This is a genomic window from Gordonia oleivorans (assembly GCF_040044975.1).
GTDB classification, from domain to species: domain Bacteria; phylum Actinomycetota; class Actinomycetes; order Mycobacteriales; family Mycobacteriaceae; genus Gordonia; species Gordonia oleivorans.
The window spans coordinates 113276-139315 of sequence record NZ_JBDZDI010000007.1; the positions used below are offsets into that span (position 1 = coordinate 113276).

26 protein-coding genes and 1 riboswitch are annotated in these 26040 nt (G+C 67.2%); of the genes, 14 read left to right on the top strand and 12 right to left on the bottom strand.

The window, feature by feature from the left end; translation table 11 throughout:
- Positions 1 to 24 precede the first annotated feature (24 nt).
- The 7 genes from ABLE92_RS13145 to ABLE92_RS13175 all read left to right on the top strand — a co-directional run bounded on the left by ABLE92_RS13145 (position 25) and on the right by ABLE92_RS13175 (position 9177).
- The gene (locus ABLE92_RS13145) at positions 25 to 2931 is read left to right on the top strand and encodes a Na+/H+ antiporter subunit A (RefSeq protein ID WP_348805224.1); all 2907 of its coding nucleotides are present in this window, start codon (positions 25 to 27) and stop codon (positions 2929 to 2931) included.
- Positions 2928 to 3593: a Na(+)/H(+) antiporter subunit C gene (locus ABLE92_RS13150; RefSeq protein ID WP_348805225.1), complete on the top strand. Its 666-nt coding sequence runs from the start codon at positions 2928 to 2930 to the stop codon at positions 3591 to 3593. The genes ABLE92_RS13145 and ABLE92_RS13150 overlap by 4 nt, the downstream gene beginning before the upstream one ends.
- Positions 3590 to 5194 (top strand): Na+/H+ antiporter subunit D, encoded by a 1605-nt coding sequence (locus ABLE92_RS13155; protein ID WP_348805226.1) that lies wholly within the window; start codon positions 3590 to 3592, stop codon positions 5192 to 5194. The genes ABLE92_RS13150 and ABLE92_RS13155 overlap by 4 nt, the downstream gene beginning before the upstream one ends.
- Positions 5191 to 6018: a Na+/H+ antiporter subunit E gene (locus tag ABLE92_RS13160; protein ID WP_348805227.1), complete on the top strand. Its 828-nt coding sequence runs from the start codon at positions 5191 to 5193 to the stop codon at positions 6016 to 6018. Before ABLE92_RS13155 ends, ABLE92_RS13160 begins: the two co-directional genes overlap by 4 nt.
- On the top strand, positions 6015 to 6278 hold the full coding sequence (locus ABLE92_RS13165; protein WP_348805228.1) for a monovalent cation/H+ antiporter complex subunit F: 264 nt from the start codon (positions 6015 to 6017) through the stop codon (positions 6276 to 6278). Before ABLE92_RS13160 ends, ABLE92_RS13165 begins: the two co-directional genes overlap by 4 nt.
- Positions 6275 to 6610, top strand: coding sequence for a monovalent cation/H(+) antiporter subunit G (gene mnhG, locus ABLE92_RS13170; RefSeq protein ID WP_348805229.1), 336 nt, complete (start codon positions 6275 to 6277; stop codon positions 6608 to 6610). The genes ABLE92_RS13165 and mnhG overlap by 4 nt, the downstream gene beginning before the upstream one ends.
- Before the next feature lie 188 nt (positions 6611 to 6798).
- On the top strand, positions 6799 to 9177 hold the full coding sequence (locus tag ABLE92_RS13175; protein WP_348805230.1) for a diguanylate cyclase: 2379 nt from the start codon (positions 6799 to 6801) through the stop codon (positions 9175 to 9177).
- A 39-nt stretch (positions 9178 to 9216) separates the two neighbouring features.
- Here the strand turns inward: ABLE92_RS13175 and ABLE92_RS13180 are convergent, their stop codons facing one another.
- The 6 genes from ABLE92_RS13180 to napA all read right to left on the bottom strand — a co-directional run bounded on the left by ABLE92_RS13180 (position 9217) and on the right by napA (position 13278).
- Positions 9217 to 9867, bottom strand: coding sequence for a hypothetical protein (locus ABLE92_RS13180; RefSeq protein ID WP_348805231.1), 651 nt, complete (start codon positions 9865 to 9867; stop codon positions 9217 to 9219).
- Positions 9868 to 10183: 316 nt separating this feature from the next.
- Entirely contained in the window at positions 10184 to 10327 is a 144-nt protein-coding gene (locus ABLE92_RS13185; RefSeq protein ID WP_348805232.1) for a hypothetical protein, read from the bottom strand.
- A complete protein-coding gene (locus tag ABLE92_RS13190) occupies positions 10324 to 11454 on the bottom strand; it encodes a glutamate--cysteine ligase (protein WP_348805233.1) in 1131 nt (376 codons plus the stop codon). Before ABLE92_RS13190 ends, ABLE92_RS13185 begins: the two co-directional genes overlap by 4 nt.
- Before the next feature lie 46 nt (positions 11455 to 11500).
- Positions 11501 to 12184: a superoxide dismutase family protein gene (locus ABLE92_RS13195; protein WP_348805234.1), complete on the bottom strand. Its 684-nt coding sequence runs from the start codon at positions 12182 to 12184 to the stop codon at positions 11501 to 11503.
- Between the two features lie 163 nt (positions 12185 to 12347).
- Positions 12348 to 12851, bottom strand: a complete 504-nt coding sequence (locus ABLE92_RS13200; protein ID WP_348805235.1) for a LytR C-terminal domain-containing protein — start codon at positions 12849 to 12851, stop codon at positions 12348 to 12350.
- A 61-nt stretch (positions 12852 to 12912) separates the two neighbouring features.
- On the bottom strand, positions 12913 to 13278 hold the full coding sequence (napA, locus tag ABLE92_RS13205; RefSeq protein WP_348805236.1) for a nucleoid-associated protein NapA: 366 nt from the start codon (positions 13276 to 13278) through the stop codon (positions 12913 to 12915).
- Between the two features lie 239 nt (positions 13279 to 13517).
- Between napA and ABLE92_RS13210 the strand changes: the two genes are divergently transcribed.
- From ABLE92_RS13210 to ABLE92_RS13225, 4 genes are read left to right on the top strand one after another with little or no spacing between them, the layout of a single operon-like run.
- Complete coding sequence (locus tag ABLE92_RS13210) at positions 13518 to 14123, top strand: peptide deformylase (RefSeq protein WP_348805237.1); 606 nt, start codon at positions 13518 to 13520, stop codon at positions 14121 to 14123.
- Positions 14124 to 14139: 16 nt separating this feature from the next.
- The gene (locus ABLE92_RS13215; RefSeq protein WP_348805238.1) at positions 14140 to 15192 is read left to right on the top strand and encodes an N-acetylglutamate synthase, CG3035 family; all 1053 of its coding nucleotides are present in this window, start codon (positions 14140 to 14142) and stop codon (positions 15190 to 15192) included.
- Entirely contained in the window at positions 15189 to 15743 is a 555-nt protein-coding gene (locus ABLE92_RS13220; protein ID WP_348805239.1) for a guanyl-specific ribonuclease, read from the top strand. The genes ABLE92_RS13215 and ABLE92_RS13220 overlap by 4 nt, the downstream gene beginning before the upstream one ends.
- The gene (locus tag ABLE92_RS13225) at positions 15740 to 16261 is read left to right on the top strand and encodes a barstar family protein (RefSeq protein WP_348805240.1); all 522 of its coding nucleotides are present in this window, start codon (positions 15740 to 15742) and stop codon (positions 16259 to 16261) included. The genes ABLE92_RS13220 and ABLE92_RS13225 overlap by 4 nt, the downstream gene beginning before the upstream one ends.
- 269 nt (positions 16262 to 16530) lie before the next feature.
- Here ABLE92_RS13225 and ABLE92_RS13230 read toward each other — a convergent pair whose 3' ends face one another.
- From ABLE92_RS13230 to ABLE92_RS13250, 5 genes are all read right to left on the bottom strand, one after another.
- Complete coding sequence (locus tag ABLE92_RS13230) at positions 16531 to 18078, bottom strand: HNH endonuclease signature motif containing protein (protein WP_348805241.1); 1548 nt, start codon at positions 18076 to 18078, stop codon at positions 16531 to 16533.
- Positions 18079 to 18563: 485 nt separating this feature from the next.
- A complete protein-coding gene (locus ABLE92_RS13235) occupies positions 18564 to 19535 on the bottom strand; it encodes an ABC transporter substrate-binding protein (protein ID WP_348805242.1) in 972 nt (323 codons plus the stop codon).
- A gap of 2 nt (positions 19536 to 19537) precedes the next feature.
- Entirely contained in the window at positions 19538 to 20485 is a 948-nt protein-coding gene (locus tag ABLE92_RS13240; RefSeq protein WP_348805243.1) for an MTB12 C-terminal domain-containing protein, read from the bottom strand.
- A gap of 111 nt (positions 20486 to 20596) precedes the next feature.
- Positions 20597 to 21358 (bottom strand): siderophore-interacting protein, encoded by a 762-nt coding sequence (locus ABLE92_RS13245; RefSeq protein WP_348805244.1) that lies wholly within the window; start codon positions 21356 to 21358, stop codon positions 20597 to 20599.
- Positions 21359 to 21471: 113 nt separating this feature from the next.
- A complete protein-coding gene (locus tag ABLE92_RS13250; protein ID WP_348805245.1) occupies positions 21472 to 21819 on the bottom strand; it encodes a GNAT family N-acetyltransferase in 348 nt (115 codons plus the stop codon).
- Between the two features lie 321 nt (positions 21820 to 22140).
- Positions 22141 to 22253, top strand: a riboswitch (TPP riboswitch).
- On the opposite strand from ABLE92_RS13250, the gene thiC reads away from it, so the two are divergent.
- The gene (gene thiC / locus ABLE92_RS13255) at positions 22248 to 23939 is read left to right on the top strand and encodes a phosphomethylpyrimidine synthase ThiC (RefSeq protein WP_348805246.1); all 1692 of its coding nucleotides are present in this window, start codon (positions 22248 to 22250) and stop codon (positions 23937 to 23939) included. (Overlaps the previous riboswitch by 6 nt.)
- A 50-nt stretch (positions 23940 to 23989) precedes the next feature.
- On the top strand, positions 23990 to 24838 hold the full coding sequence (thiD, locus tag ABLE92_RS13260) for a bifunctional hydroxymethylpyrimidine kinase/phosphomethylpyrimidine kinase (protein WP_348805348.1): 849 nt from the start codon (positions 23990 to 23992) through the stop codon (positions 24836 to 24838).
- Here thiD and ABLE92_RS13265 read toward each other — a convergent pair.
- A complete protein-coding gene (locus ABLE92_RS13265) occupies positions 24813 to 25175 on the bottom strand; it encodes a VOC family protein (protein WP_348805247.1) in 363 nt (120 codons plus the stop codon). The two genes, thiD and ABLE92_RS13265, sit on opposite strands and share 26 nt — an antisense overlap.
- A 58-nt stretch (positions 25176 to 25233) precedes the next feature.
- Here ABLE92_RS13265 and ABLE92_RS13270 point away from each other — a divergent pair, with 58 nt between their 5' ends.
- Complete coding sequence (locus ABLE92_RS13270; RefSeq protein WP_348805248.1) at positions 25234 to 26031, top strand: HAD-IIA family hydrolase; 798 nt, start codon at positions 25234 to 25236, stop codon at positions 26029 to 26031.
- Positions 26032 to 26040: the final 9 nt, after the last annotated feature.

Genomic DNA, 26040 nt, shown 5'->3' on the forward strand with positions numbered 1-26040 from the left:
CGACCGAAGACGGAGTGCGCCCCCTTGCTCACTGTGCTGATTGCATTGGCACTCTGCGCGCTCGTGGCCCCCGCGATCGTCGGCAAGCTCGGGACGAAGGGGTTCTACGTCCTCGGCCTGGCCCCACTCGGAGGACTCCTCTGGGTGCTGACGCACTGGCCCGATTCCGATCGCGCCCCGCAGGTCGAGACGCTGCACTGGGTTCCCACCCTGCACATGGACATCGTCATGCGGATGGACACGCTGTCGGCGATCCTGTCGGTGCTGATCCTGGGTGTGGGCACGCTGGTGCTGTTCTACTGCGCGCATTACTTCGACGACGCCCGTCCCCGCGTCGCGGTGTTCGGCGGGGAGATGATCGCGTTCGCCGCCGCCATGTTCGGCCTGGTGACCAGCGACAACATGCTGGTGCTCTACATCTTCTGGGAGCTGACGACGGTCCTGTCGTTCATGCTGGTCGGTTTCTATCGCATCCGCGCGACGTCGCGACGCTCGGCCACCCAGGCATTGCTGGTCACCACCCTGGGCGGTCTGGCGATGCTCGTCGGCATCATCATGCTGGGCGAACGCACCGGAAGTTACCTGCTCAGCGATCTGCTGGCGCACCCGCCGATGGACGGCGTTTATGTCGAGGTGGCCGTCGTGCTGCTGCTGATCGGGGCGCTGAGCAAGTCGGCGATCGTGCCGTTCCACTTCTGGCTGCCCGGCGCCATGGCCGCACCCACGCCGGTCTCGGCGTACCTGCACGCCGCGGCGATGGTGAAGGCCGGCATCTACCTGATCGGTCGTCTCGCGCCGGCCTTCGCGCCGCTGCCGAGCTGGCAGGTGATGGTCATCGGGCTCGGCTCGTTCACCATGGTGCTCGGCGGCTGGCGCTCCCTGCGGGAACTCGACCTGAAGCTCGTCCTCGCCTTCGGCACCGTGTCCCAGCTCGGTTTCATGTCGGTGCTGATGGGCATGGGCGATGCGAACGTGGCGATGGCCGGCCTCACCATGCTGGTCGCGCACGCCCTGTTCAAGGCGTCACTGTTCATGGTCGTCGGCATCATCGACCACGCCACCGGTACCCGCGACATCCGCAAACTCGCCCGGCTCGGGCATCGCCTGCCGGTCCTCGCGGTCACCGCCGCGGTCGCCGGCGCGAGCATGGCCGGATTGCCGTTCACCTTCGGATTCGTCGGCAAGGAGACCGCGTTCGGGTCGGTGTGGGACACCGGGTCGCTGCAACCCTGGCAGGGCCACGTCGTCGACCTCGTGCTGCTGCTCGGTTCGGTGATCACCTTCGCCTACACCTGCCGATTCCTCTGGGGAGCGTTCGGACGCAAGGTCCGCACCCTGCCGACGCGGGCGGTCGCCAAGATGCATCCGCCGACGCCGATGTTCCTGTTCTCCCCGGTCCTGCTCGCCGCCCTCGGCGTCGTCGCCGGCCTGGCCAGCGGCTGGGTCGGTCACTGGTTCGAGCCCTACGCAGAGGAACTGCCCCTCTACGGCCACGAACTCGAACACCTCGCGATGTGGCACGGCTTCGGATTGCCGGTGGTGTTCTCGGTCATCGTCGTCGTCGGTGGTGCCGCCCTGTTCCTGGGGCTGCGCCCGATCCGCGACCGCGTCTTCGGGTTCCGGCCACTGCTCAACGCCGACCGCATCTACGACGCCACCCTGCGTGGCGCGGACACCGTGTCGCTGTTGATGACCCGCAACACCCAGCGCGGATCGCTGCCGATCACCCAGGGCGTGATCCTGTCGACGATGATCATCCTGCCGACGACGGTGCTCTTCCTCGGCAACCGCAACACCCTGACACCCCGCGGATTCGACTCCCCGGTCCAACTCGTCGTCGGCGGCATCATGATCGCCGCGGCGATCGCCGCCGTCATACTGCGCAACCGCCTGGCCGCCACCCTCATCGTCGGCGTCACCGGGTACGGCTGCGGCATGCTCTTCGCGTTGTATGGCGCCCCCGACCTGGCGCTGACCCAGTTCCTGGTGGAGACGCTGACGCTGGTGATCTTCGTCCTGGTACTGCGCAAACTGCCCGCCGAACCCGAGCCCCGCCACTCCACCGGGTTCAAACCGCTGCGCGCGCTCATCGGCATCGCACTCGGAGTGTCGGTCGTGCTGATCGGACTGTTCGCGGCGGCGGCCCGTTCCGAACAGCCCGTCAGCATCGATCTCCCCGAGGCCGCCTACAAGTTCGGCCACGGTGCCAACGCGGTGAACGTCCTGCTCGTCGACATCCGCGCCTGGGACACCCTCGGCGAGGTGTCGGTCCTCATCGTCGCCGCGACCGGGGTGGCGTCGATGGTCTTCCGCAATCGCCGGTTCGGTGCCGCCCCGCGCGTCGCCGACGCAGCGAAGTTCTTCGGCGGGTCCACCGACGAGGACGACGACATCATCCCGCCCGACCGCACCACCTACCTGCTGGGCAGCGAGTTCCGCGATCCCCGGCACCGGTCGATGGTGCTCGAGGCCACCACCCGGTTGATCTTCCCGACGATGGTGGTGCTGTCGGTGTACTTCTTCTACGCCGGCCACAACTCGCCGGGCGGCGGGTTCGCCGGTGGCCTCACGATGGGCCTGGCGCTGGTGCTGCGTTACCTGGCCGGTGGCCGCTACGAACTCGGTGAGGCCCTGCCGGTGGAACCGGGCACCTTCCTCGGTGCCGGCCTGCTGATCTCCGCGGGCACGGCGGTCACCTCGATGTTCCTCGGCGCCCCCGCCCTGAGCTCGGCCGTCTTCGAGATCACCGTCCCGGTCCTCGGGCACATCAAACTGGTCACCGCGCTGTTCTTCGACCTCGGCATCTACCTGATCGTCATCGGTCTGGTCCTCGACGTCCTGCGCAGCCTCGGCGCGCGCCTCGACGTGGAGGGCCCCGGCGGTCTGGTGACCCGGTCGGTGCAGGTGCCGGCGGATGGTGGGGCGAAATGAGCGTCAACCTCGGCCTGCTGGTGGTCATCGCGGTACTGATCGCGGCCGGTGCGTATCTGCTGATGGAACGCAGCCTGGTGCGGATGTTGCTGGGTCTGCTGCTGGCCGGCAACGGCATCAACCTGCTGATCCTGGTGCTCGCCGGCGGGATGGGCAATCCACCGATCATGGGCCGGTCCTCGGAGGCCCGCCCCCGTGACGCCGACGCCCTCGCACAGGCGATGGTGCTCACCGCCATCGTCATCACCATGGGTGTGGCCGCGTTCATCCTGTCGCTGGTGTACCGGCTGTTCGTGCTCAATCGCGACGACGACGACGTCGAGGACGACACCGAGGACGTCAAGGTCGCCACCGGCTCCCTGCGGACCGCACCCGACCGCGACCGCAGCGACGACCCCCTGACCGGCGCGGACACCTCCGCCGGCGACTTCTTCGACGACGAGGGCAACCCGCTGACCCCCGAGGAATACATCAAACGACACCTCGAGGTGATCGAGACCGACCTGATGCCCGAGGACGCCGACGTCATCGACGAGATCGGCGTCGACGATCCGGATTCGGACAACCCGGATTCAGACAACACCGGGTCGGACACCGCCGGTTCGGACACCGGTTCCGACAACACCGGGTCGGATGATCACACTCCGGGGGATCGCCGATGATCCCGCAGACCTCGTGGCTCCCGGTCCTGATCACGCTGCCGACGCTGGTGCCGATGCTCGGCGCGGCGTTGACGCTGTTGCGCGGCCGTGGCGCCATCTTCCAGCGCATCATCACGGTGTCGGCGATCGGGGTGGCGCTGGCCGCATCGTGCATGATGCTCTACCTCACCAACGAGCACGGCACCTACGCGCTGGCCATCGGTGGGTGGGACGACAAGGGATTCGCGAACGGACCGCTCGGCATCACCCTGGTGGTCGATCAACTCGCCGCCCTGATGCTGGTGGTGTCGACGCTGGTGCTGCTGTGCGTCGTCATCTACGCGATCGGGCAGGGTATCCGCGACGGCACCACCGATCAGCCGGTGTCGATCTTCCTGCCCACCTACCTGATCCTGTGTGCGGGCGTGTGCAATTCGTTCCTGGCCGGTGACCTGTTCAACCTCTTCGTCTCGTTCGAGGTGCTGCTGGCCGCGAGTTTCGTGTTGCTGACCCTCGGGGCCAGCGCCGACCGTGTCCGTGCCGGTGCGTCGTACGTGATGGTGTCGATGGTGTCGTCGCTGATCTTCCTGGCGGGCATCGCCTTCGCGTATGCGACCACCGGAACCCTCAACCTCGCCGAGATGGCGGTGCGTCTCGATCACGTGCCCGACGGCACCCGCAACGCCCTGTACGCGGTGTTGCTGGTGGCGTTCGGCATCAAGGCGGCGGTGTTCCCGCTGTCGACGTGGTTGCCCGACTCCTATCCGACGGCACCGGCACCGGTCACCGCGGTGTTCGCCGGCCTGCTCACCAAGGTCGGTGTGTACGCGATCATGCGGACGCACACCCTGCTGTTCCCGGGCGGCTCGATGGATGCCATCCTGCTGGTCGCCGGCCTGCTGACGATGCTCGTCGGCATCTTCGGTGCGATCGCCCAGTCCGACATCAAACGACTGTTGTCGTTCACCCTGGTCAGCCACATCGGGTACATGATCTTCGGGATCGCGTTGTCCTCGGAGATCGGGATGAGCGCGGCCATCTACTACGTCGCGCACCACATCCTGGTGCAGACGACACTGTTCCTGGTGGTCGGGTTGATCGAACGTCAGGCCGGCTCGGCGTCGCTACGTCGCCTCGGCGGCCTCATCGCCAGCCCGGTCCTGGCCGCACTGTTCCTCATCCCCGCGTTGAATCTCGGTGGCATTCCGCCCTTCTCGGGCTTCCTGGGCAAGGTCGCGCTGATCGAGGCGGGTACCTCCGACGGTTCGGTGCTCGCCTGGATCCTCGTCGCCGGGTCGGTGGTGACCAGCCTGCTGACCCTGTACGTGGTGGCCCGCATCTGGACCAAGGGCTTCTGGCGTCCCCGCGCCGACGCCCCCGAGGGGGAACTGTCCGACAGCGCCCCGTCGGCGTTGATCGACGAGAGCGCCGACATCGCCTTCGACGAGCGCGCCGACGTCGGTCGCATGCCCGTCGCGATGGTGATCCCGACCGCGTTGATGGTGGCCGCGGGTCTGGCGTTGACGGTGTGGGCCGGCCCCATCTTCGGCTTCACCGACCGCGCCGCGACCGACATCATCGACCGCGACATCTATGTCAGCTCGGTGTTGGGAGGCCGATGATGACCGACCGGAAGAACGAACGGATCGCACCCGTCCGGCCCGTCGGCAAGGGGCCGGTGAAGCGTCTGCTGATCAACATCGCCCGCTACTCGGTGCTGGGTTTCGCCTGGACGACGGTCAGCGCGTGGGTGTGGCTGCGCGAACGGATCCGCACCCCACACTGGTTGGGCACCGACGGCCGGGAAGTGGCCGTCCGACTGTGGTCGATGGCGTGGCTGGCCTTCGTCTGGGTGTTGTTGTGGGGCACGGTGTCGTGGGCGAATGTGCTCGCCGGGCTGGTCCTGGCCATCGCCATCGGCGTGCTGCTGCCGCTGCCCCGCGTCCCCGTCGAGGGCCGGATTCATCCCCTCACCCTGCTCGTGCTGATCCTGCGGCTGATCGTCGACTTCTTCGTCTCGAGTGCGCAGGTGGCGTGGCTGGCGATCCGGCCCGGGCGGCCGCCGCTGGGTGCGGTCATGCGTGTACGCGTCGCCATCAAATCGGACATGGTGCTGACGCTGGCCGTGGACTACCTCAACCTGGTGCCCGGCACGATGGTCCTGGAGATCGATCATCGTCGACGCCTGCTCTACGTCCACGTCTTCGACGTCCGGTCGGACAAGAAGGTGCGCAGCTTCTACAACCAGGTCGCCTTCGTCGAGCGGATGTTCATCAAGGCCTTCGAACGCGACAGTGAGTGGCATCCCAGTCCGTTCCACGGCATCGACGACAGCTTTCATCACGTGCCCGACGGTGAGCATGCCGCCGTTGCGAACGGCGCGGCCCGCCATCGCCCCACTCAGGTCGACGGCACGACCCCCGGCGACGAGGAGGATCGGCGATGACCGTCGTCTGGTTCGGCATCGCCACGGCGTTGCTCGTCGCCGCCATCCTGGTGATGGCGCGGATCCTGCTCGGTCCGACCACCCTGGACCGGCTCGTCGCACTCGATGCGCTCATCGCCCTGTGCATGTGCGGGCTCGCGGCCTGGACCGCCTACAGCGGCGACACCACCGTGGTGCCCGGGATCGTCGCGTTGTCGCTGGTCAGCTTCGTCGGTTCGGTGGCCATCGCCCGCTTCCGCGTCCGGGATGATCAAGCATGATCGCCGACATCGTCACCGCCGTCTTCCTGTCCATCGGGGCGTTGCTCGCCGTCACCGCGGCGATCGGCATCCTCCGTTTCCCCGACACCCTCTCGCGGATGCATGCCGCGACCAAGCCCCAGACCCTGGGGCTGCTGATGATGCTGATCGGGACGATGATCAGCGTCGGCGGCGGGCACGTCGACAACGGGATGCTGATCCTCGCCGGGATCTTCGCGTTGATCACCGCACCGGTGATCGCACACCGCATCGGACGCCTCGTCTATCAGGAGCAGCGTGCCCGCGACGGGCTGATGGCCCGCGACCAGATGGAAAGCGGCGACCGGGATTAACGCCTGATCAGGGCTCGCAGGCAAGCCGCCATGTGACAAAGATCTCGACGATTGCGCCCATCGGGTTAGTCGAGCCTTCCCGGGGATCGACAACCACCGGTAGATTGATTGTTCACAGCACTAAAGAGGGGGTCGCGGAAGGAATCGAATTGGTGGGTGATCGATTCGATCAGCGGACGCTCGCTGTCTTGTGCAGCGAACTGGGGGCGGTACCGCTGCTGATTTTCGCCCTGTTCTCGTCGTCCTTCGCGGTGGCCGGCGCCCGACCACTGTTGCTGGCGATCCTGGTGTTCACCGCGATCTCGGTGTCACTCACCGCCTGGCAGGGCAGTCTCGACGACCGGCTGTTCGTCATCCTGTGCGCGGGCGGGATGATCGGGGTGGCCGGCTCGGCGGCGGTGATCGCCGATCAGGGCACGTCACACGCGGTGCTCGTGCTGTTGGCCGCGATCCCGGCGCTGGCCGCGATGGGGTCCTCGGGCCGAACGGTCGTCGGTTTCATGACGTTCGCGGTGACCCTGGGACTCACCGTCGTCGCCGTACGCGCGGCATCGCTCACCGATCTCCTGGTCGGCGGGGGTGCGGTGATCATGGCGGTCATCGCACCAACCCTGATGGTCACGATGCTGCGGCGCAATCTGTCGGATCTGATCCACGAACAGGCGACGCTGAGCCTGATCGATCCGCTCACCGGGGCGCTCAACCGGCGCGGCCTGTTCGAGGGCGCGCCGACCGTCTTCGACGAGGCGCAGGAGGCAGGTCAGCTGATCGGCATGCTGGTCATCGACATCGATCACTTCAAACGCGTCAACGACGCCCTCGGACATTCGGCCGGCGACGACGTCCTCGTCGACATCACGTCGGTCCTCCACGAGGAGGTACAGGACCGTGGGATCGTGGCACGCTCCGGCGGTGAGGAGTTCACCGTCCTGTTCGGCGTCGACAGTGTGGCCGATCTCGAGGCCGACTCGACGCGGTTGCGTCTGGCGGTCGGTTCCCGCTCCGAGGTGACCGTCAGCGTCGGCGGCGTCTGCGCGCCGCTGCAGCGACTCAATGCACCTCGACACCCCGATGCCCAGACCGTCCTCGACGTCCTGGCACGGCCGGCCGATCAACGCCTGTACGCCGCGAAGGCGTTGGGGCGCAACCGGTCGATGGTGTCGCAGATCCCGACCATCGAGTGGTACTTCGACGATCCGGTGGCGACGGCGACGTCGGAGGCAGGATCGGCCAAGCAAGTACGAACCACCTCGGCGTTGGTCTCGGCGGTCGCGCCGCGATCGGCGAGAACATCGACACGGACACCGAGGGCTGCGTCGACACGCATCGTGAGCGGCTCCCGGACGGGCCCGCCGCCACGCAGCGCCCGCCGTTTCGACGGTGCCGGCATCTCCGACCCCGGCGCCACCGAACCCGCAGGCGATGCGACGTTCGAGATCCTGCATCCCGCCCGGGATGCCGACCGCATTCGGCAGCTCACCTCGTCGAATGTGTACGAGTTCGTCGACATCTGGCCCGATTCGGTGGCCGAACTGCGGCAACTCGATGCACTCGATCACGTCGAACCAGGGGTCCGCCCGGCCGACCCACTCGACTACGACGACCCGGCGGTCGTGGCCGAACACAGCCGGTACGTGGTGTTCCCGTGGCGCCGCCGGGTGGTCCGGATGGCCGACAGCGCGACGTTCTATCGGTTGAAGACGGCACGTAATCGCTTCCTCGTCACCGGCGCGGAACAACGCCGGTGGGGCGAGACGATCATCGCCGTCGCCGGACTCAGCGTCGGATCGTCGGCGGTGTCGGCGTGTTCACTGACCGGGGTGCGGCATTTCCGCCTCGCCGACCCGGACACCCTGGCGACGACGAACCTCAACCGCATGTCCGGCTCGGTGTGCGATGTCGGGACAGCCAAGCTGGACCTGACGGCGCGTCGGCTCCTTGAGGCCGACCCCTACACCGTCATCGAATCGTTCGCCGACGGCTACACCCCGGCCACGGCCGACCGGTTCCTGGCGACCTCGCCGTCCGGTCCGCGAACCATCGTGATCGAAGAGATCGATGATGTCGCAGCGAAGATCGACATGCGTCGCCGTGCCCGCGCGTTGCGGATTCCGGTCATCAGCGCAACCGACATGGGCGACAACGTCATTCTCGACATCGAACGCTACGACCTCGACCCCACCTACCCGATCTTCCATGGCCGGGTGGAGAACTTCACCGCCGGCGATGCCACCGACCCCGCCCAGCGACTGCGAATGGCCGCGTCGATCGTCGGCGACGTCCTCACCCCTCGAATGGCGTTCTCCGCCAGTCAACTCGGCCGCGCTGTCGCGTCCTGGCCGCAACTCGGTTCGACCGGCGCGATGGCCGGCGCCTTCGCCGCGGCGGCGGCCCGCAACATCGTCAGCGGCCGCCGCGTCGAATCCGGCCGCCACGTCATCGACGTCGAGCAGATGCTCAACGCCGGCGACGGCGGTTCTGCGTGGAATGAACTCAATCCCGACATCATCACCGGCAGGCTTACCGACGGGTCGGGGACGTGGGACCGCGAGAAGCCACCTGCCTGAGGTGAGCCTTCGCGGTCGGCGACCCCCCACGTGCACCCGTCAGGCCACCGTCGCCGTCCCCGCCGACACCTCCCGCGACCGGAATGCGGCGGTGTACTCGGCGTTCATCACCTCCCACACGTCGGGATCGGCGAAGGACTGCAGGTTCTCCGCGTCCCAGAACATCGCCCGGGTGCGGTACCGGTCGTCGGGGTACGGGGTCGCGGCGATCAGCGGATTGACCCGTCCCCCACCGGATGACCAGCGTTCGAGCACGTAGTCGGCCGCGGTGGCGAGCATGTGGCGGCATCCCGTCAGCTCCATCGAGATCTTCACCGACCGCGCCAGCGCACCCGCCGCCACCTTGGCCAGCGGCGACGACGGGTCGACGAAGGCCGACTTGACCTCGATGATCCCGTCGGGGACGCGATGGTTGATCGCCGCGATCAGATCGTCCTGGCCGGGTTGCCCCGCCCACTCGCCGATCGCATGTGACTGTCGGGCATCGTGGTACGGGCCCTGCACACGGAGACCACCGACGACCGCACCCGTCGGGTCGAGCACGGCGCAGAACACGGTGGTGTCCCGGCCGTCGCGGATCCGCTCGTATTCCAGCGCGGACCGGACGCCGCGTGCGGTGTATTCGACGACGGCGCTGTCGATGTACTCATGCCACAGTTCCGGCAGCGCGTGCGGGTCGGCGAAGATCATCGTTGCTCCGCTCCCACAAATGTCGTCCACCCATGCCGATGCGCCGGCGTAATGGCGCACGGAATACTGCGGGGAATGCGTGATTGTCACGACGGAATTCATGAACCTTCATTTCCTTTGCCAGATACCCCGACACCAATTTTCGGACGCTGCACACGACGGGCAGCACCTCCAAGTGTCCGTTAGCAGAGGTCACAAGCCAACACGCGGGCGCGACGCAATCCCGTGGACATCGGCGAAATGGTGGTCAGTGCGGCAATCCGGACAGGCCGCCACCGGCGAAAACCGACATTTGCACGGTCGGAGAAAGCCGACTTCACATGCCGGAAAATGAATTGTCAAAGTAGGTGGCGCAATGGTCGCGCATTTCCGGTCGCACCCGATCCCGCGCGGTCGCGGTCGGGTCCACGCCGAACACACCGCCCCGGCTCTCGGCCGGCACAGCGGTGCCGCGGGTCATTCCAGTTCGTCGACCACCGAGGCGACCACCGCGCGCATGTCCCGGGTGTCGGCGAACGTCGCCCGCTGCCGTTGATAGCTCGCGCCGCGGGTAATGATCTCGGAGATCCCGGCGAGTTCGTCGACGCAGCCGAGGTCGGCGGCGATCGGCGCGAGCCGCACGAGCAGATCCGCCAGATCCTCGGTGACGAGGCGTTCGGTGCAGTCGGCGTCCAGGATGACGATCGCCTCGAGTCCGTATCTTGCTGCGCGCCACTTGTTTTCCTGCACCAGCCAGGGCGCCATCTGCGGCAGGGTCTCGCCGGCGGAGAACCGGCGGTCCAGGTCGACGACAAGGCAGTGGATCAGCGCCACCAGCGCCGAGAGCTCGTGCAGGTTGGTGGTCCCGTCGCACACCCGCACCTCGATGGTGCCAAGGTGCGGCGACGGCCGGATGTCCCAGCGGATCTCGTTGATGTGGTCGATGATGCCGGTGGTCTTCTGGTCGGCGACGAAGGCCTCGAACTCATGCCACGTCTGGAACTGGAAGGGCAGGCCCGCCGTCGGCAACTGCTGGAACATCATCGCCCGGTTGCTGGCGTAGGAGGTGTCGCGCCCCGACCACATCGGCGACGACGCCGACAACGCCAGCAGGTGCGGGTAGTAGTTGAGCAGCGACGACAGGATCGGCAGCACCTTGTCGCGGTGCGAGATGCCGACGTGCACGTGCACGCCCCAGATCAGCATCTGCCGGCCCCACCACTGGGTGCGCTCGATGAGTTCGGCGTACCGATGGCCTTCGGTGAGCAGTTGCGTCGACCATTGCGCGAAGGGGTGGGTACCCGCCCCGTAGAGATCGACGCCGAGGTCGTCGGCGACGCCGCGGACGGCGTGCAACGTCTCGGCGAGGTCGGCGACCGCCTCACCGGTGGTCCGGCAGATGCCGGTGACCAACTCGACGGTGTTGCGCAGCAGTTCCTTGTGCACCTTGCCGGCGAGATGCGGATGCGCAGATCCGAAGGCCGCGAACAGGTCTGCCGCGGAGTTCGAGAGATCGCCACTGACCTTGTCGGTCAGGGCGAACTCCCACTCGACGCCGAGTGTCGGCTCCGGCGAGCCCGAGAATTCGATCGGGACGATGGCGGGCATCACGTCACCACACGGGGATTGTGACCGGGGCGCTCGGCAGGGCGGTCTACCCCGCGGTCTCGATGACGCCGCACGCCAGGCGCGCGCCACCGTCACCGGTGCTCATCGTCGTCTCGTCGGGCCCGGGCTGTCCGTTGGCCTGGTAGCGATCGGGGATGTTGGCGAAGTTGTCGGCGTTCTCGTGGATGATGATCGTCTTGCCGGTCACCTGCTCCAGGTCGACGGCGTCCGTGGAGGTCAGCGTCGTCCCCGAACCGTCGGGCAGGACGTTGATCGACACCAGGTCACCGCTGGCCGGGTGGCCGGTGTTGCCACCGACCTGCAGGTGGCCACCCGCCGAGTCGAACTTGTCGGCGGTGTTGCAGGTACTTCCGGAGTGGATGTGCATCGCGTGGAAACCGGCCGGCAGACCGCTGCCGGCGTTGACCTTGACGAGCACCGCCAGCGAGGACCCCTGCGGACTGAAGGTCGCGGTACCGATGTCCTTGCCGGAGGTGTCCTTGATGGTGGCCGAGCCCTTCTCACCGCTGCTGGAGGGGATGTCGTCGGCGTCGACGAGTCCGACGACGGGCGCCGGGTTTCCGGTCTGCACCGCCGGGGTGGTGCCCTTCTCGGTGGTGGTCGGCTCGTCCGGGGTACATCCCGCCAGTGCCAACCCGACGGCGCCGGCCGAGGCGAGCACCGCGAGCGCGCGCAGGGACGCAGAGCCTGATTTCGAACTGACGGTCATCTCGCTCCTCGAGTGATATGTGATGGAAAACCGGGCTGCCTTGATGAGCCGGTGTCAGCGCCCGGGGCTGCAACGCTGAGGTCTGGGACGCCGGAATCTGGGTTGCCGGAGTCTGGGTTGCCGGAGCCTGGGACGCTGGGGTCTCGATGGACGGATGTGCCGATCATGGCTGCCTCACCACGACCACGGCGATCCCGCCGTCGCAGCGGCTGAACCCGCTGCCCAAGGAGCTGCGCGAGTCGACACTGAACTCGCCGCCGAGGTCGTCGTTGAGCTTTTGGGCGAGCGGCTTCTGCGCGGACGTCGAGTAGACGATGGAGTTCTCGGAGAAGCCGCCCTGCGAGTAGTTGCTCTCGCTGTTGATGCCCTCGGTGGTGTAGCCCTTGGCCTTGACCTGGGAGTCCACCTCACCGGCCAGCCCGGTGACCTCACCCGCATTGATCACGCAGATGGTGGTGTTGCCCTGGTTCACCGTCGACGTGCTGGCCGGCACGCTGACACTCGTCGACGGCGCCGACGACTGCGCGGCCTGCAGTTGTTCCTCGGGGTTGTCGTTCGCGGTGGCCGCGGAGTGCCAGCCCAAGCCCACGAACACGATGGCAACCGCGAAGAGCAGCATGGCTCCGGCCCTCAGGGGCAGGCGGTTGGACTCGCGATCAGCATTCATCACCGATGACCTTAACGCACACACGCATGGCGTCTGCTCTCCAGCGCCGGGGCGTGCGGGCTCAGGTGATGTCGAACCCGAGTCGACGTGCGGCACGCGCCTTCTGGCGTGATGCACGCAACCGTCGCAGGCGCTTCACCAGCATCGGGTCGGCGGCCAGCGCCTCCGGCCGATCCACCAACGCGTTGAGGATCTGGTAGTAGCGCGTGGCCGAGAGTCCGAAGAGCTCCTTGATGGCCTCTTCCTTGGCGCCGGCGTACTTCCACCACTGACGTTCGAAGGCGAGGATGTCGTGTTCGCGGCGGGACAGCCCGTCGGGACCGACCTCGTTCGGATCGATGTTCTGCGCGCCGTCGACGTCGTGGGTCTTCTCAGACTCCGGGCCCTGGCCCGGCTGATTCTGGCTTCGCGCTGCTGCGCCGTCCATCTCGCTCCCTCGAAGATCTCCTCTGCGACCCCTCACACCACGTCATCGAGGTCCACCGGTCCATCATCGGGCGTCTGGTGACGTCGCGCATGACGGGCTCGGGGCCGGCGAATGACAACGGTGTGGTTCGAGAACATCTAACCACGCAGAACCGGGTGGGTTGACGTGACGCGCGGGCGGCACGTCGCGCGGGACCATCGGCGCCGGTGGCCGTCTGCGCGCACGATAACCTGTCGTGCATGGCAATTCTCCCCATCTGCATAGTCGGTGAGCCGGTTCTGCACCGTCCGACCGAGCTCGTCGAACTCGACGGTGACGGACGGCCGTCGGCGGAGACGGTGACCCTGCTCGACGACATGTACGCGACGATGGACGCCGCGAACGGCGTCGGCCTGGCCGCCAACCAGGTGGGGGTCGGTCGGCGGATGTTCGTCTACGACTGCCCCGACGGCGAGTCCCGGATGGCGGCCCGACGCCGCGGCGAGGTCATCAATCCGGTGCTGGAGACCTCGGAGATCCCGGAGACCATGCCGGACCCGGACGACAACGACGAGGGCTGCCTGTCGGTGCCCGGCGAGCAGTTCCCCACCGGCCGCGCCGACTGGGCCCGGGTCACCGGTGTCGACCGCGACGGTGCCGCGGTGACGATCGAGGGCAACGGTTTCTTCGCCCGGATGCTGCAGCACGAGGTCGGTCATCTCGACGGATTCCTCTACGTCGACGTGCTGGTCGGCCGGAATGCCCGGGCCGCGAAGAAGGCGATCAAGCGCAACGGCTGGGGTGTTCCGGGGCTGACCTGGACCCCGGGTGAGCAGGCGGATCCGTTCGGTCACGACGACGACTGAACGTGCGGATGTCACGATGACCGGGGCGGCGGGTTCGATGCCGGATCGATTCGGCGTGTCGTCCGGGGCTTTCCGCGGTGATCGCGTGGTCGTGCGTTACCGACTCGGCGATGCGACCCCGGCCGATTGGCGCGATACCCCCAATCCCCGCCCGGCACCGGGACGGCCGTCGCTGTCGGATGTGACCGGCTTCCTGCTCGACGACGGCGACCCGATCCGCCTCGAGCGCGACGGGGTCGTGGAATCCATCCCGCGGTCGGCGATCACCTCGATGCGGCTGCTGTCGGCGGTCGCGGTCCGCAACAGCGACATTCGGACGCTGGAACATGCCGCGGCGCTGGCGTGGCCCGGCATCGAGCACGAGGAGATCGACGGATGGTTGCTGCGCGCCGGTGGCGGTATCTCTCGGCGCGCGAATTCGGCCATCGCCGTTGATCGTTCGGCTCGCGTCGATGCTCAGATGCTGTCGGTGATCGAGGACTGGTATGCGGCGCGGGGATTGCGCACGCTCATCGCGGTTCCCGATCGGCTGCTGCCCCGGCAGATCGTCGGGGTGCCCGCGAGCGACGAGATCCAGGTGTTGACACGGACTCTCGACGACGTGCCGGCCGACGGCGGAGTGCCGACCGGCGGTGGCGATGTCACGCTCGGGGCTGATCCGTCGCGCGCTTGGTTACGCGCCTACCTTGGTGACGAGGCCGACCTCACCGTCGGCGCCGGCGTGCTCAACAACGTTGCCGGCGAGAATGGTTCGGTGGTCTTCGCCTCCGTCGAGTACGACGGGGAGCCCATCGCGATCGGTCGTGGTGCGGTGACCGAGGCGCCGGGTTCACGACGATGGTTGGGCGTCACCGCGGTGTGGACCGATCCTGACCATCGTCGACGTCATCTCGGCGACGCCATCGTGTCCCGGTTGTTGTCGTGGGGAGTGCAGCACGGTGCCGACGCCGCCTACGTTCAGGCCGAGGCCGGCAACCGGGTGGCCGGGACGTGGTACCGGTCACGGGGTTTCGCGCTGCATCACAGTTACCACTACCTCGCACTCGGCGACGGAGGGCGAGCTACGTGAATGCGACATCGAAGCGGCCGCGGTCATCGGCCCGGGGATCACGAACACAGACCCCGGCGCAGCGGCGTCGTCAGGCCGTCGTCACCGCGATCGGCCTGGTCGTCGTCGCCGTGGTCGTCATCGCGACCTGGCTCATCAACAATGCGGGTGACGATGCCGGGTCGTCCGGTTCGTCGGTGGCGGGCTCGTCGGTGGCACGGTCTTCGGTCGCACGGTCGTCGGTCGCAGCGTCGGGGCGGTCGACGTCCCGGCAGACGGCCACCGTCCCCGCCCGGGTGACCCGCACGCTGGCGCTCATCGACGCCGGCGAATGGCCCGAGGCCGCCGACGCACCCGGCACGCAAGGCGGAATCACCTTCCGTAACAGCGAGGGTCGGCTACCGGCTCGCGATTCCGCCGGTAAGCGGATCACGTATCGGGAGTGGGATGTCAACCCGAAGGAGCCCGGCCGTTCGCGCGACGCCGAACGCATCGTGACCGGCAGTGACGGGTCGGCGTGGTACACCGCCGACCACTACCGGAGTTTCGTATTGATCAGGGGGCCGTCATGAGTGGGCACTCACGCACCATCGGCGAGTTCCTCACCGATGCCGGAAGAGGTGGTCCCGCAGTCGGATTGACCACCGACGCACTGTCGGTGACATCATTGCCCGACTCCGTTGCCGACTCGTATGAGGTCCGCGTCGTCGACGGCGACCGCCTCCGTTCACTGCCGCTGCTGTACGCGGAGTTCGCCGAGGCATGGGGATTCCCTTCGTCTTTCGGCAAGAACAAGGACGCCTTCGATGACGCGATGCGCGACCTCGACAACCTGACCGCGGGCGCCGGAAGTCCGCCACGGCGCGGATACCTGACGGTGATCACCCACGCGCAGCACCTGCTGACCGCGTCGGACACCGACTTCGACTGGTTCGCCGAATCCCTGCCGTTCTACCGCGACCACTACCGCGACTTCTCCCATCCCCCGGCAACATTCGCCGTCCTCCTGTCGACGCCGACGTCATCCCGTCGGGCAACGGTGTCCCGCTGGCAGCACGCGGGCATCCGCCTGGCACCGGTCAGCGTGTGATCGGACCGGCCTACCGTCCATCCCACCGGTCGAGCCGCCCATCCCCCGCCGGTCGAGCCGCCTCGTGCGAGCTTGCGAGCCCGTGGCGTGTCGAGACCACCCAACCCGACGCCGGAAACCGACTGCAGCACAACCCAACCCCCGCCGGTCGAGGCGACCCTTCCGCCGGTCAAGCCGCCTCGTGCGAGCTTGCGAGCCCGTGGCGTGTCGAGACCACGCAACACGGTGCTGGAAAACGGTTGCAGCGCAGCACCACCCAGCGGCAGTGCCTACCGCGGATAGGTGGTGATGGTTTCCCCGGTGACGGGGTCGCGCCAGATGACCGCCCGGTCGGTGAGCATGGTGGGGATCAACAATCCCATGTGTTTTCGCTGATGGCACGATGTGCACAGCGGCATCAGGTTGAATTCCACCGTCCAGCCACCGGTTTTCGGATCGCGGTGCACGAACTTGACCACGTGATCGATCTCGCATTCACTGGCCGGCCGGCCGCAATGCGGGTATCGGCAGGTGCCATCCAACTCGATGATCTTCTCCCGCAACCAGGCTGGTATCCGGTAGGTGAGTGCACCTTTCGGTGGGGTGAGGTATCCGCCGTGCCCGGTGGGGTCGATCGGGGTTGCGGGGATCGGGTTGTCGGGGCGGCGCCACGCTGCGGGTAGCCGCTGCAACGTGGTGGCGGTGGTGCCGGTGTGGGGTACCTCGAGTCCGGGGAACTCGACGACGGTGACCAGCCCGGACCTGATGAGCGCGGCAGCGTGAGCATCGTCAATGACCCCGTAGCGTTCCAGCCGGGCTTCGCGCTCGCCGACGGGGTCGACGACGAGTTCCAGGGCCAGTTGCGGATCGACGTCAGCGTCTGACGACTCACCCTCATCGTCGGTGTCGGTGTCATCAGAGGTGTCGGACTCGGGGAACTCGAGTTGTGCGGCGAGTTCGGCGTCGACATCGTCGGGCAGCCCGACGGCGGGGTCGAGGTCGGCGGGTTCCTCCGGCAAGGGGATGGCCTTGGGGCAGTCGTCCCGACCGCATTGGCAGGATAGGCGTCCGCCAGGCAGTCCTTGGATATCGGCGAACGCCGCGACCTGCTGCTGACCCCGACGACGCGGGTCGCGGGCGCAGATACGTTCGCTGAGCAGCTGCGCGATCCGCGCGGCAAGGTGGGCTCCCATCTCCCCGGGGGCGTAGACGGAGATGCTGCAGTGCCCGTTGGTATCCCGGCGGACTCGCACACTCTGGTCGCGTTCGGCGGCTTCTTCGCGTCGGTCGGCGGCGCCGTCGGGATCCAGGGCAATCACCATCTCGACGACCTGCTCCCGCAGGGTCGGATCGGCCTGGTTGTATGCGGCGATCTCCAGGGCGCGGGTTTCGGCGAAGGCGCGGACATCATCGTCGTCGAGGATGGCGATCTCGTCGGCGATGATGCGGATACGTTCCAGGCAGTGATCGCCATCGAGGAAGGCGGCGGTGACGGTGGGTAGTTTCGACAGCAGGAAGCTGAACATCATCCATGCTTTGGCTTGTGCGACCGAGATTCCCAGTGCGGTAGACACTTTGCCGGTGGCGGCCTTGTCGGGGCCGTCGTCGACGTGGCGGTTGATCTGGGTATCCGACATCAGCATGTCGAGGAACACGGTCTGCCCGATCCGCGCGGCTGACAGCACCTTTCGCGCGATGACCTGTCGTTCCTGGCGTTGCAGGGAGCGGGCCAGGGCGGTGGCCGCTTCGCCGGGGAGGTGATCGATCATGGCTGCGTCGTCGGCGGTCATCGACAACTCCGGAGCTGCGGTCGTGGCATCAATGATGTTGGCGGCCATGATGTTCACCCCCTCTGCTCGGTCGGATCAACTGAACTGTCACAAGTGTATCGAGGGGGTACGACATAACTTATCGGCACGGGACCGGTTGGGTATGAATGGCATCGACATCCACAGGATTGGGTTCTGTTGGCGGTAACCCGGTTTCGCTGTCGTCTTGCGGAGGTGGTCTCGATACGCGACGAGCTCGCTTCGCTCGCGCGGCGCACTCGACCAGCGGGGGTTACCCACCGCTGGCCTAGTGGGGCGGAGCTTGCGGAGCCCGTATCCGCCGGGCCGAGCTTATCGAGGTCGAGGCCACTTCGGTGAGTGGAAGCTGGTGCTTACGCGACGCTTTCGCCTTGCGGGGTGGTCTCGATACGCGACGAGCTCGCTTCGCTCGCGCGGCGCACTCGACCAGCGGGCGTTACCCACCGCTGGCCGAGTAGGCGAGGAGCGATAGCGACGAGCCGTATCGAGGCCACCTTGGTGGGTGGAAGCTGGGCCTACTCCTCCGCCGCCCGTGCGAGCGCCGGCTTGAGCAGGTCGAGGACGTAGACGGTGGCGTTGGGTGAGGGTTCGTTGAGCCCGGTCACCTGCACCGTGTCCATCAACGTGACCGCACCGGCTTTCACCGAGTCGAGATTCTGGTATCCGGGAAGTCCGGGCAGTCGCTTACGCAGGTCGTCGTTCTGGACACCCATGACGAGGAGGTCGGAGTTGAGCCACGGGATGTTCTCCGCGCTGATCTGGAACCGCGGCTCACCGGTCTTCTGCGACTGCGCGATCAGCCGTGGTGCCATCACCAGGCCGAGCGATGTGAACAGCTGTCCGGCACCGTCATTGGGGTCGCCGAGCACGGAGAACTGGTCGGTGCCGTAGAGGTAGGCGAAGGTGTAGGTCTTGCCCTTGATGGCGGGATACTCGTCGGCCAGCGCCTTGATCTTCGCGTCGACGCCGGCGATGATCTCCTTCGCCTTGTCCGGCTGATGCAGGATCGTTCCCATCAGGGTCACCATGTCCTGCCACGGATCCACTTGTGCGCCACTGATCTTGTCGATCGTCGGCGCGATGTCGGTGAGTTTGTCGAACACGCCGCTCATCGAAGCGAAGCCGGGTGCGACGATGAGATCCGGCTCGAGTTTCGCGACATTGGCGACGACGTCGTCGTTGGGATTGAGTGCCGTGGAGTCGGCGAGTTTGTTGCCGAACCACGGCGGGTTCTGGCCGCCCTGCGCTTGGATCGTGTCGTAGTACCCGACGGGTGTCACCCCGAACGACAGCAGTACGTCCGTCCACTGCCCGCCGAGTGTGACGATGCGCTTCGGGGTCTCCGGGATGGTGATCGACCGGCCGTCGGGCAGGTTGATCTGCACTGTGCCACCGGCACTTTCATCGTCGGACGACGAGCACCCGGCGACACCGACGAGGACGACCGCGGCGAGCATCAGCGCCAGGAGGGCGCGCAGCCTGGTCATGCTCAGGCGACCGAGCACGGGACCATGGCGTACGCGGCGATCACACAGACGCTCTCATTCGAGAGTTTCCACTTGCCGTCGAGCCAGAACCACTTCATCGGCTTGTACCGAGATCCGTAGCCCGGCACCGACATCTGCAGTTGCGCATTCATCGTGGTGCCGTTGACGGTGACCGGTCCGATGATCTGGTAGGTGAAACCGGAGTTCGGGTAGGACGCCAGCAACCGCGAGACGGTGTCGACGGAGATGAGCGCCTGGTTACCGCCCTGCAGTTCCGAGGCGCGACCCGCACGCGGCGCACTGGTGTTCATGACGGTCTTGACCTTGGTGGTCAGCTGGCCCGGGGTGAGCGCCGCCGGCGCGGCAGCCGCCTGCTGCTGTGTCGGCTGGGCGCCTGCTGCGGGCGCACCCGTCGCGGCCGGGGCGCCGGCCGCGGGAGCTCCGGTGGCGGGCGCTGCTGCCGCCGGTGCACCACCGGGCGCTCCGGCCTCGGGCACCTGTTCGGTGGGTGCCGCGGCCGGTGCCTGTCCGGCGGGAGTCTGTGCGGCCGGTGCCTGCCCGGCGGCCGGGGACGACCCGGCCGGCGCGGCACCGAGCGCCTGCGTGTTCGCGGCGCCGCCGAGGTTCACCACGGTCGGCTGGGCTGCGGTGTTGCTGCCACCATTGTCGCCGTCGGCGATGAGCAGGCCGACGACGCCGATCGTGACGATGAGTGCGGAGATGATCGCGGCCACACCTGCCGAGGCCAGCACCGTCGGCCAACTCACGCCGCCGCCGGAGTCCGAGCCCGAGTCCGCGGAAGCGTCGGCCGCGGCCGGCTGGTCGACGGCGTACTGCTCGGTCGGGTAGTCGTCGGCCGGGTACGCGGACCCGTAGGCCTCGTCGTAGGGGGCATCTGCCCCACCCGCCGCCCCGCCGACAGCGTCGTTACCGGCCGATCCCTGTGTCATGTCGTACTCCCGTCATACCCGGAGTCCACCCCCGGAACCCCGCTGAAGGAGAGGCTAACCTGTCTGTTCGCGATTCCCAACCCGCTGTTGCCCAGACCGAACCCCGAACAATCAGGACGGATCGGCCTCCGGGCGCCAGTAGGCCTGCGCCTTCACACCCTTCTTGCCGAGGCCGAAGTCCTCGCGCAGCACCCCGGCGACGGCTCGAGTGCTGGTGGAATCCAAGGCAACCCAACCGAATTGGCCGGCCGACGGGGTCGCCGCGGCGCGCACCGCGTCGACGAGGGCGGCACCGTCACGCTCGCGGCGAACCCAATGCAGGGTGTCCTGTGGCCGCAGCCGGATCGGCAGATCCTTGTCGTCATCGTGGGCGAATTCGAACCAGATCGTGGCCGCCACCTCCGGCGACGACGACGCGCTCAGCGCGTCGAGCAACGAATTGATCGCCGGCAGCGAGGCCGGATCACCCGCGATGAGCCACCCCGTGGGAGCCGGCTCCGGGATGGCGAATTTCGATCCCATGAACGTGGCACCGATCGTGGTCCCCGGCTGCGCGGCCTGTGCCCAGCGGGCCGCCGCACCGTCGTGGATGGCGAACTCGATGAAGAAGGTGTCGGCCGCGGCGTCCGCGTCGGCGAGGGTGTAGCCGCGCTGATGCGCCTTCCCGTTCGACTCGAACCACAATCGAACCCACATCGTCGGATGGATCGGACGATCGGCGAGCAGACCGCCGCCAGTGAATCCGACCCGGATGTAGTGATCGGTGACCACCTCGTTGCTGGTGACGGTGAACTCGTAGTCGTCGGCGCGGAGCAGCTTCAGGATCGCTCCCTGGATACCCCTCGACGGCGCCTTGTGCTGGGTCTCGGCCATGCCGGACATCCCTTTCCTCGACGGCGGTTTGAGGTCAGGGTAGCCTAAGTCAAAATCGGCGAGTCGCCGCGAGTGAGCCCACCAGGGCTTTTACACCGGCGCCAACGGCACAACTACACCGGTGCCAACGGCACGACACCGGGATGATGGTCCAGGAAATCCTTGGTGAAGGTACACACCGGACGCACCCGCGCCCCCTGGTCGCGAATGTAGGCGAGCGCACCCCGCGTCAATCGGGTGCCGAGGCCGTGCCCGGTGTACTCGTCGTACAGAACGGTGTGCAGCACCGTCACCGTCCGTTGCCCGTCGACGTCGTCGATCGAGTAGCCCAGAACTCCGACGAGGTCACCGGCTACCCACAGTTCGAATCGCTCCCGCTCGGGGTTGTGCACCACCTGCGAGATCTGCTGAAGAATCGACTGCGCCGTCTGCGGCGGGCGGTGCCGGTGTTTGCGTTGCATGTGTCCATATCCCTTATGCCGTCGTCCGGTGAACGACGAACCCAGCCGACCGGCGCCCCTTCCGGTCGGCGAACCACTCCCTGTGATCCCGGTCACACACTACATTACGGTTCCGTAGGTGGGTGACGTGAACGCATCGGCCTGTGGACGAATCCGTTACGGTTCGGCCACCGCGGACACGCATCCGCGAAACGTTTCCGGCCCCCTGCCACCGACACCATCCTCCGGTCCATCGGCGCCACACCACCCGATGTCGATCGGATGAACCCCGACCCGCGTATGCTCGTCCCTGCACGACGACGATGCACATCGTCGGTGCACAACTTCACACGCGGGGGCTCCCACGTACCGGGGGCTGAGATGGCGACGGGCGGTCGCCGACCGCCCGAACCTGTCCGGGTAATGCCGGCGTAGGGAGACTACAGACCATGGGCACACCTGTATCCGGTGACCGCACACGCACCACCGACACCGTCGACGGCTCGATCCTGACCACCGGCCCGATCCAGGGCAGCACCAAGCACTACCTCGAGGTGGACGGCCTGCGCGTCGGCCAACGCCGCATCCACCTCACCAACGGCGAACATCTCGACGTCTACGACACCTCGGGCCCCTACACCGACGACGCCGCCGTCATCGACGTCGAGCAGGGTCTGCCACCGACCCGCGATTCCTGGACGCGGCCCGCTCCGGTCGATGGCGCCTCGACCCAATTGGCCTGGGCGCGTGCGGGAATTGTCACCGACGAGATGCGGTTCATCGCCGCCCGCGAGGATGTCGACGTCGAACTCGTGCGCCGTGAGGTCGCCGCAGGACGGGCGGTGATCCCGGTCAACCATCGACACCCCGAGTCGGAACCGATGATCATCGGTAAGGCCTTCGCGGTGAAAGTCAATGCCAACATCGGCAATTCCGCCGTCACCAGCTCCATCGCCGAGGAAGTGGAGAAGATGGTGTGGGCCACGCGGTGGGGTGCCGACACCATCATGGACCTCTCCACCGGCTCCGACATCCACATGACCCGCGAATGGATTCTGCGCAACTCGCCGGTTCCCGTCGGCACCGTGCCGATCTACCAGGCACTGGAGAAGGTGAAGGGGGACCCGACCAGGTTGACGTGGGAGATCTACCGCGACACCGTGATCGAGCAGGCCGAGCAGGGCGTGGACTACATGACCGTGCACGCCGGGGTGCTGCTCCGATACGTGCCACTGACCGCACGCCGGGTCACCGGCATCGTCTCGCGCGGTGGATCGATCATGGCCGCATGGTGCCTCGCCCATCACGAGGAGTCGTTCCTGTACACCCACTTCGACGAGCTGTGCGAGATCTTCCGGCGCTACGACATCACCTTCTCCCTCGGCGACGGACTGCGTCCGGGCTCGATCGCCGACGCCAACGACGAGGCCCAGTTCGCCGAACTGCGGACCCTCGGGGAACTCACCACGATCGCGAAATCCCATGGCGTGCAGGTGATGATCGAGGGTCCCGGCCACGTGCCGATGCACAAGATCGCCGAGAACGTGCGGCTGGAGGAGGAACTGTGCGAGGAGGCGCCGTTCTACACCCTCGGCCCACTGGCCACCGACATCGCGCCCGCCTACGACCACATCACCTCGGCGATCGGTGCGGCGATGATCGCCCAGGCCGGCACCGCCATGCTGTGTTATGTCACGCCGAAGGAACACCTGGGCCTGCCCAACCGTGACGACGTCAAGGTCGGCGTCATCACCTACAAGATCGCCGCGCACTCCGCCGATCTGGCCAAGGGGCATCCGCGCGCGCAGGAACGCGACGACGCACTGTCCAAGGCGCGCTTCGAGTTCCGCTGGAACGACCAGTTCAACTTGGCACTCGACCCGGACACCGCACGCGAGTACCACGACGAGACCCTGCCCGCCGAACCGGCCAAGACCGCCCACTTCTGCTCCATGTGTGGCCCCAAGTTCTGCTCGATGCGGATCTCGGCCGACGTCCGCGCCTACGCCGAGGAGAACAATCTGGTGACCGCCGAGGACATCGACCGCAAGATCGCCGCCGAAATGGCGGCCAAGTCAGCGGAATTCGCCGACGCGGGCGGACGTATCTACCTTCCCATCGAGGCGGGTAGCACGCCGTGAGCCTCTCCCTGCTGCCCACCGCCCCACCGGGGGTCACGCCGACGCGGGTGATGACCGTCGCCGGTTCGGATTCCGGTGGCGGCGCGGGCATTCAGGCCGATCTGCGCACCTTCGCACTGCTGGGCCTGCATGGATGCGTCGCCGTCACCGCGGTGACCGTGCAGAACTCGTTGGGCGTCACCGGGTTCCAGGAGATCGACCCGGGTATCGTTGCCGCCCAGATGCACTCGGTGGTCTCCGACATCGGTGTGTCGGCGGTCAAGACCGGGATGCTCGCCTCGGCGCCGATCATCGACGCCGTGGTGACCGCATGCACCGAACTCGGCATCGGACGCGACGCGCCCGTCCCCCTGGTGGTCGATCCGGTGAGCGCATCGATGCACGGCGATGCCCTGCTGGCCACCGAGGCCCTGGACACGTTGCGCACCAAGCTGTTTCCGCTGGCAACCCTGGTGACCCCGAACCTCGACGAGGTACGATTGCTGACCGGGATCGACGTCGTCGACGACGCCACCCAGCGTGACGCGGCACGCGCCCTGTACGCACTCGGCCCGCGCTGGGTGCTGGTCAAGGGCGGACACCTGCGGACCAGCGCGCAGAGCCCCGATCTCCTGTTCGACGGTGAACGGTTCCTCGAGTTCACCCATGAACGCATCGACACCGGCCACGATCACGGCGCCGGCGACACCCTCGCGGCCGCGACGGTATGTGCTCTCGCACATGGCCGGTCGGTGCCGGATGCGGTCGGATTCGCCAAGGACTGGGTGACGCGCGGGCTCGCGGCCGCCTATCCCCTCGGCGCGGGCCACGGGCCGGTCAATCCGCTGTGGCGGGTCGGTGCGGCCCCAGACGGTGCCGCTACCGACGGTGCGGCTACCGACGGTGAGACAGCACGTTGACCACGTTGCCGTCGGCGTCGCGGAAGAAGAAACGCCGCACACCCCACTCCTCGTCGCAGAGCGGGTGGACGATCTCCACACCGTCGGCGAGCGCCTGCGCGTAGGCGGCGTCGACGTCGGGTACCTGCAGTGACGCCACCGGATTCACCGGCGCGGTCGCGTCGGCGGTCATCAGCGAGAACTGTGGTGCCGCACCGCCGGTGGCATCCGAATTGCCCAGCGTCGCAATCCATCCGTGATTCATCAGGACGTCGAGTCCCAGCAACGAGGTGTACATCCTCACGGCCTCGTCGAGGTCGTCGACCGTCAGGATCGGTACCGCGCGCACGAGTTCCATTTCCACGAGGGTAGGGCATGCCACGACCGGCGGCCGGAGAACGACGTAGCGTGGAGCCATGACCTGGACCTACCTGATGGACATGGACGGTGTCCTCATCCGTGAGGACCACCTGATCCCCGGTGCCGATGCGCTCATCGCCGAACTCCGTGACGGCGGCATCCCGTTCACCGTGCTCACCAACAATTCGATCCGCACGCCCCGTGACCTGCGCGCCCGACTCCTGCGCATCGGCCTCGACATCCCCGAGGACGCCATCTGGACCTCCGCGTTGGCCACCGCGCGATTCCTCGACACCCAACGTCCCGGCGGTAGCGCGTACGTCGTCGGCGAATCCGGCCTGACGACGGCTCTGCACGACATCGGTTACGTCATCACCGATGTCGACCCGGACTACGTCGTCCTCGGGGAGACCCGGACCTATTCGTTCGAGGCCATCACCACCGCGATCCGCCTGGTGGAGCGCGGCGCGCGGTTCATCGCCACCAATCCCGACGCGACCGGGCCGTCGACGCAGGGCCCGCTGCCCGCGACGGGTGCGGTCGCCGCGTTGATCACGCGTGCCACCGGGCGGGACCCCTACTACGTCGGCAAACCGAATCCGCTGATGATGCGCTCCGCCCTGCGCAAGATGGGCGCGCATTCCGAACACACCCTGATGATCGGCGACCGGATGGACACCGACGTCATCTCCGGACTCGAGGCGGGACTGCAGACATTGCTTGTGCTGTCCGGGATCTCGACCATCCAATCGGTGGAACTGTTCCCCTACCGGCCCACGCGGGTGATCGACTCGGTGGCAGATCTCGTCGGGCACACCACCAATCCGTTCGGCGGCGAACCCGACAGCCTCTGAGGCCTGAGT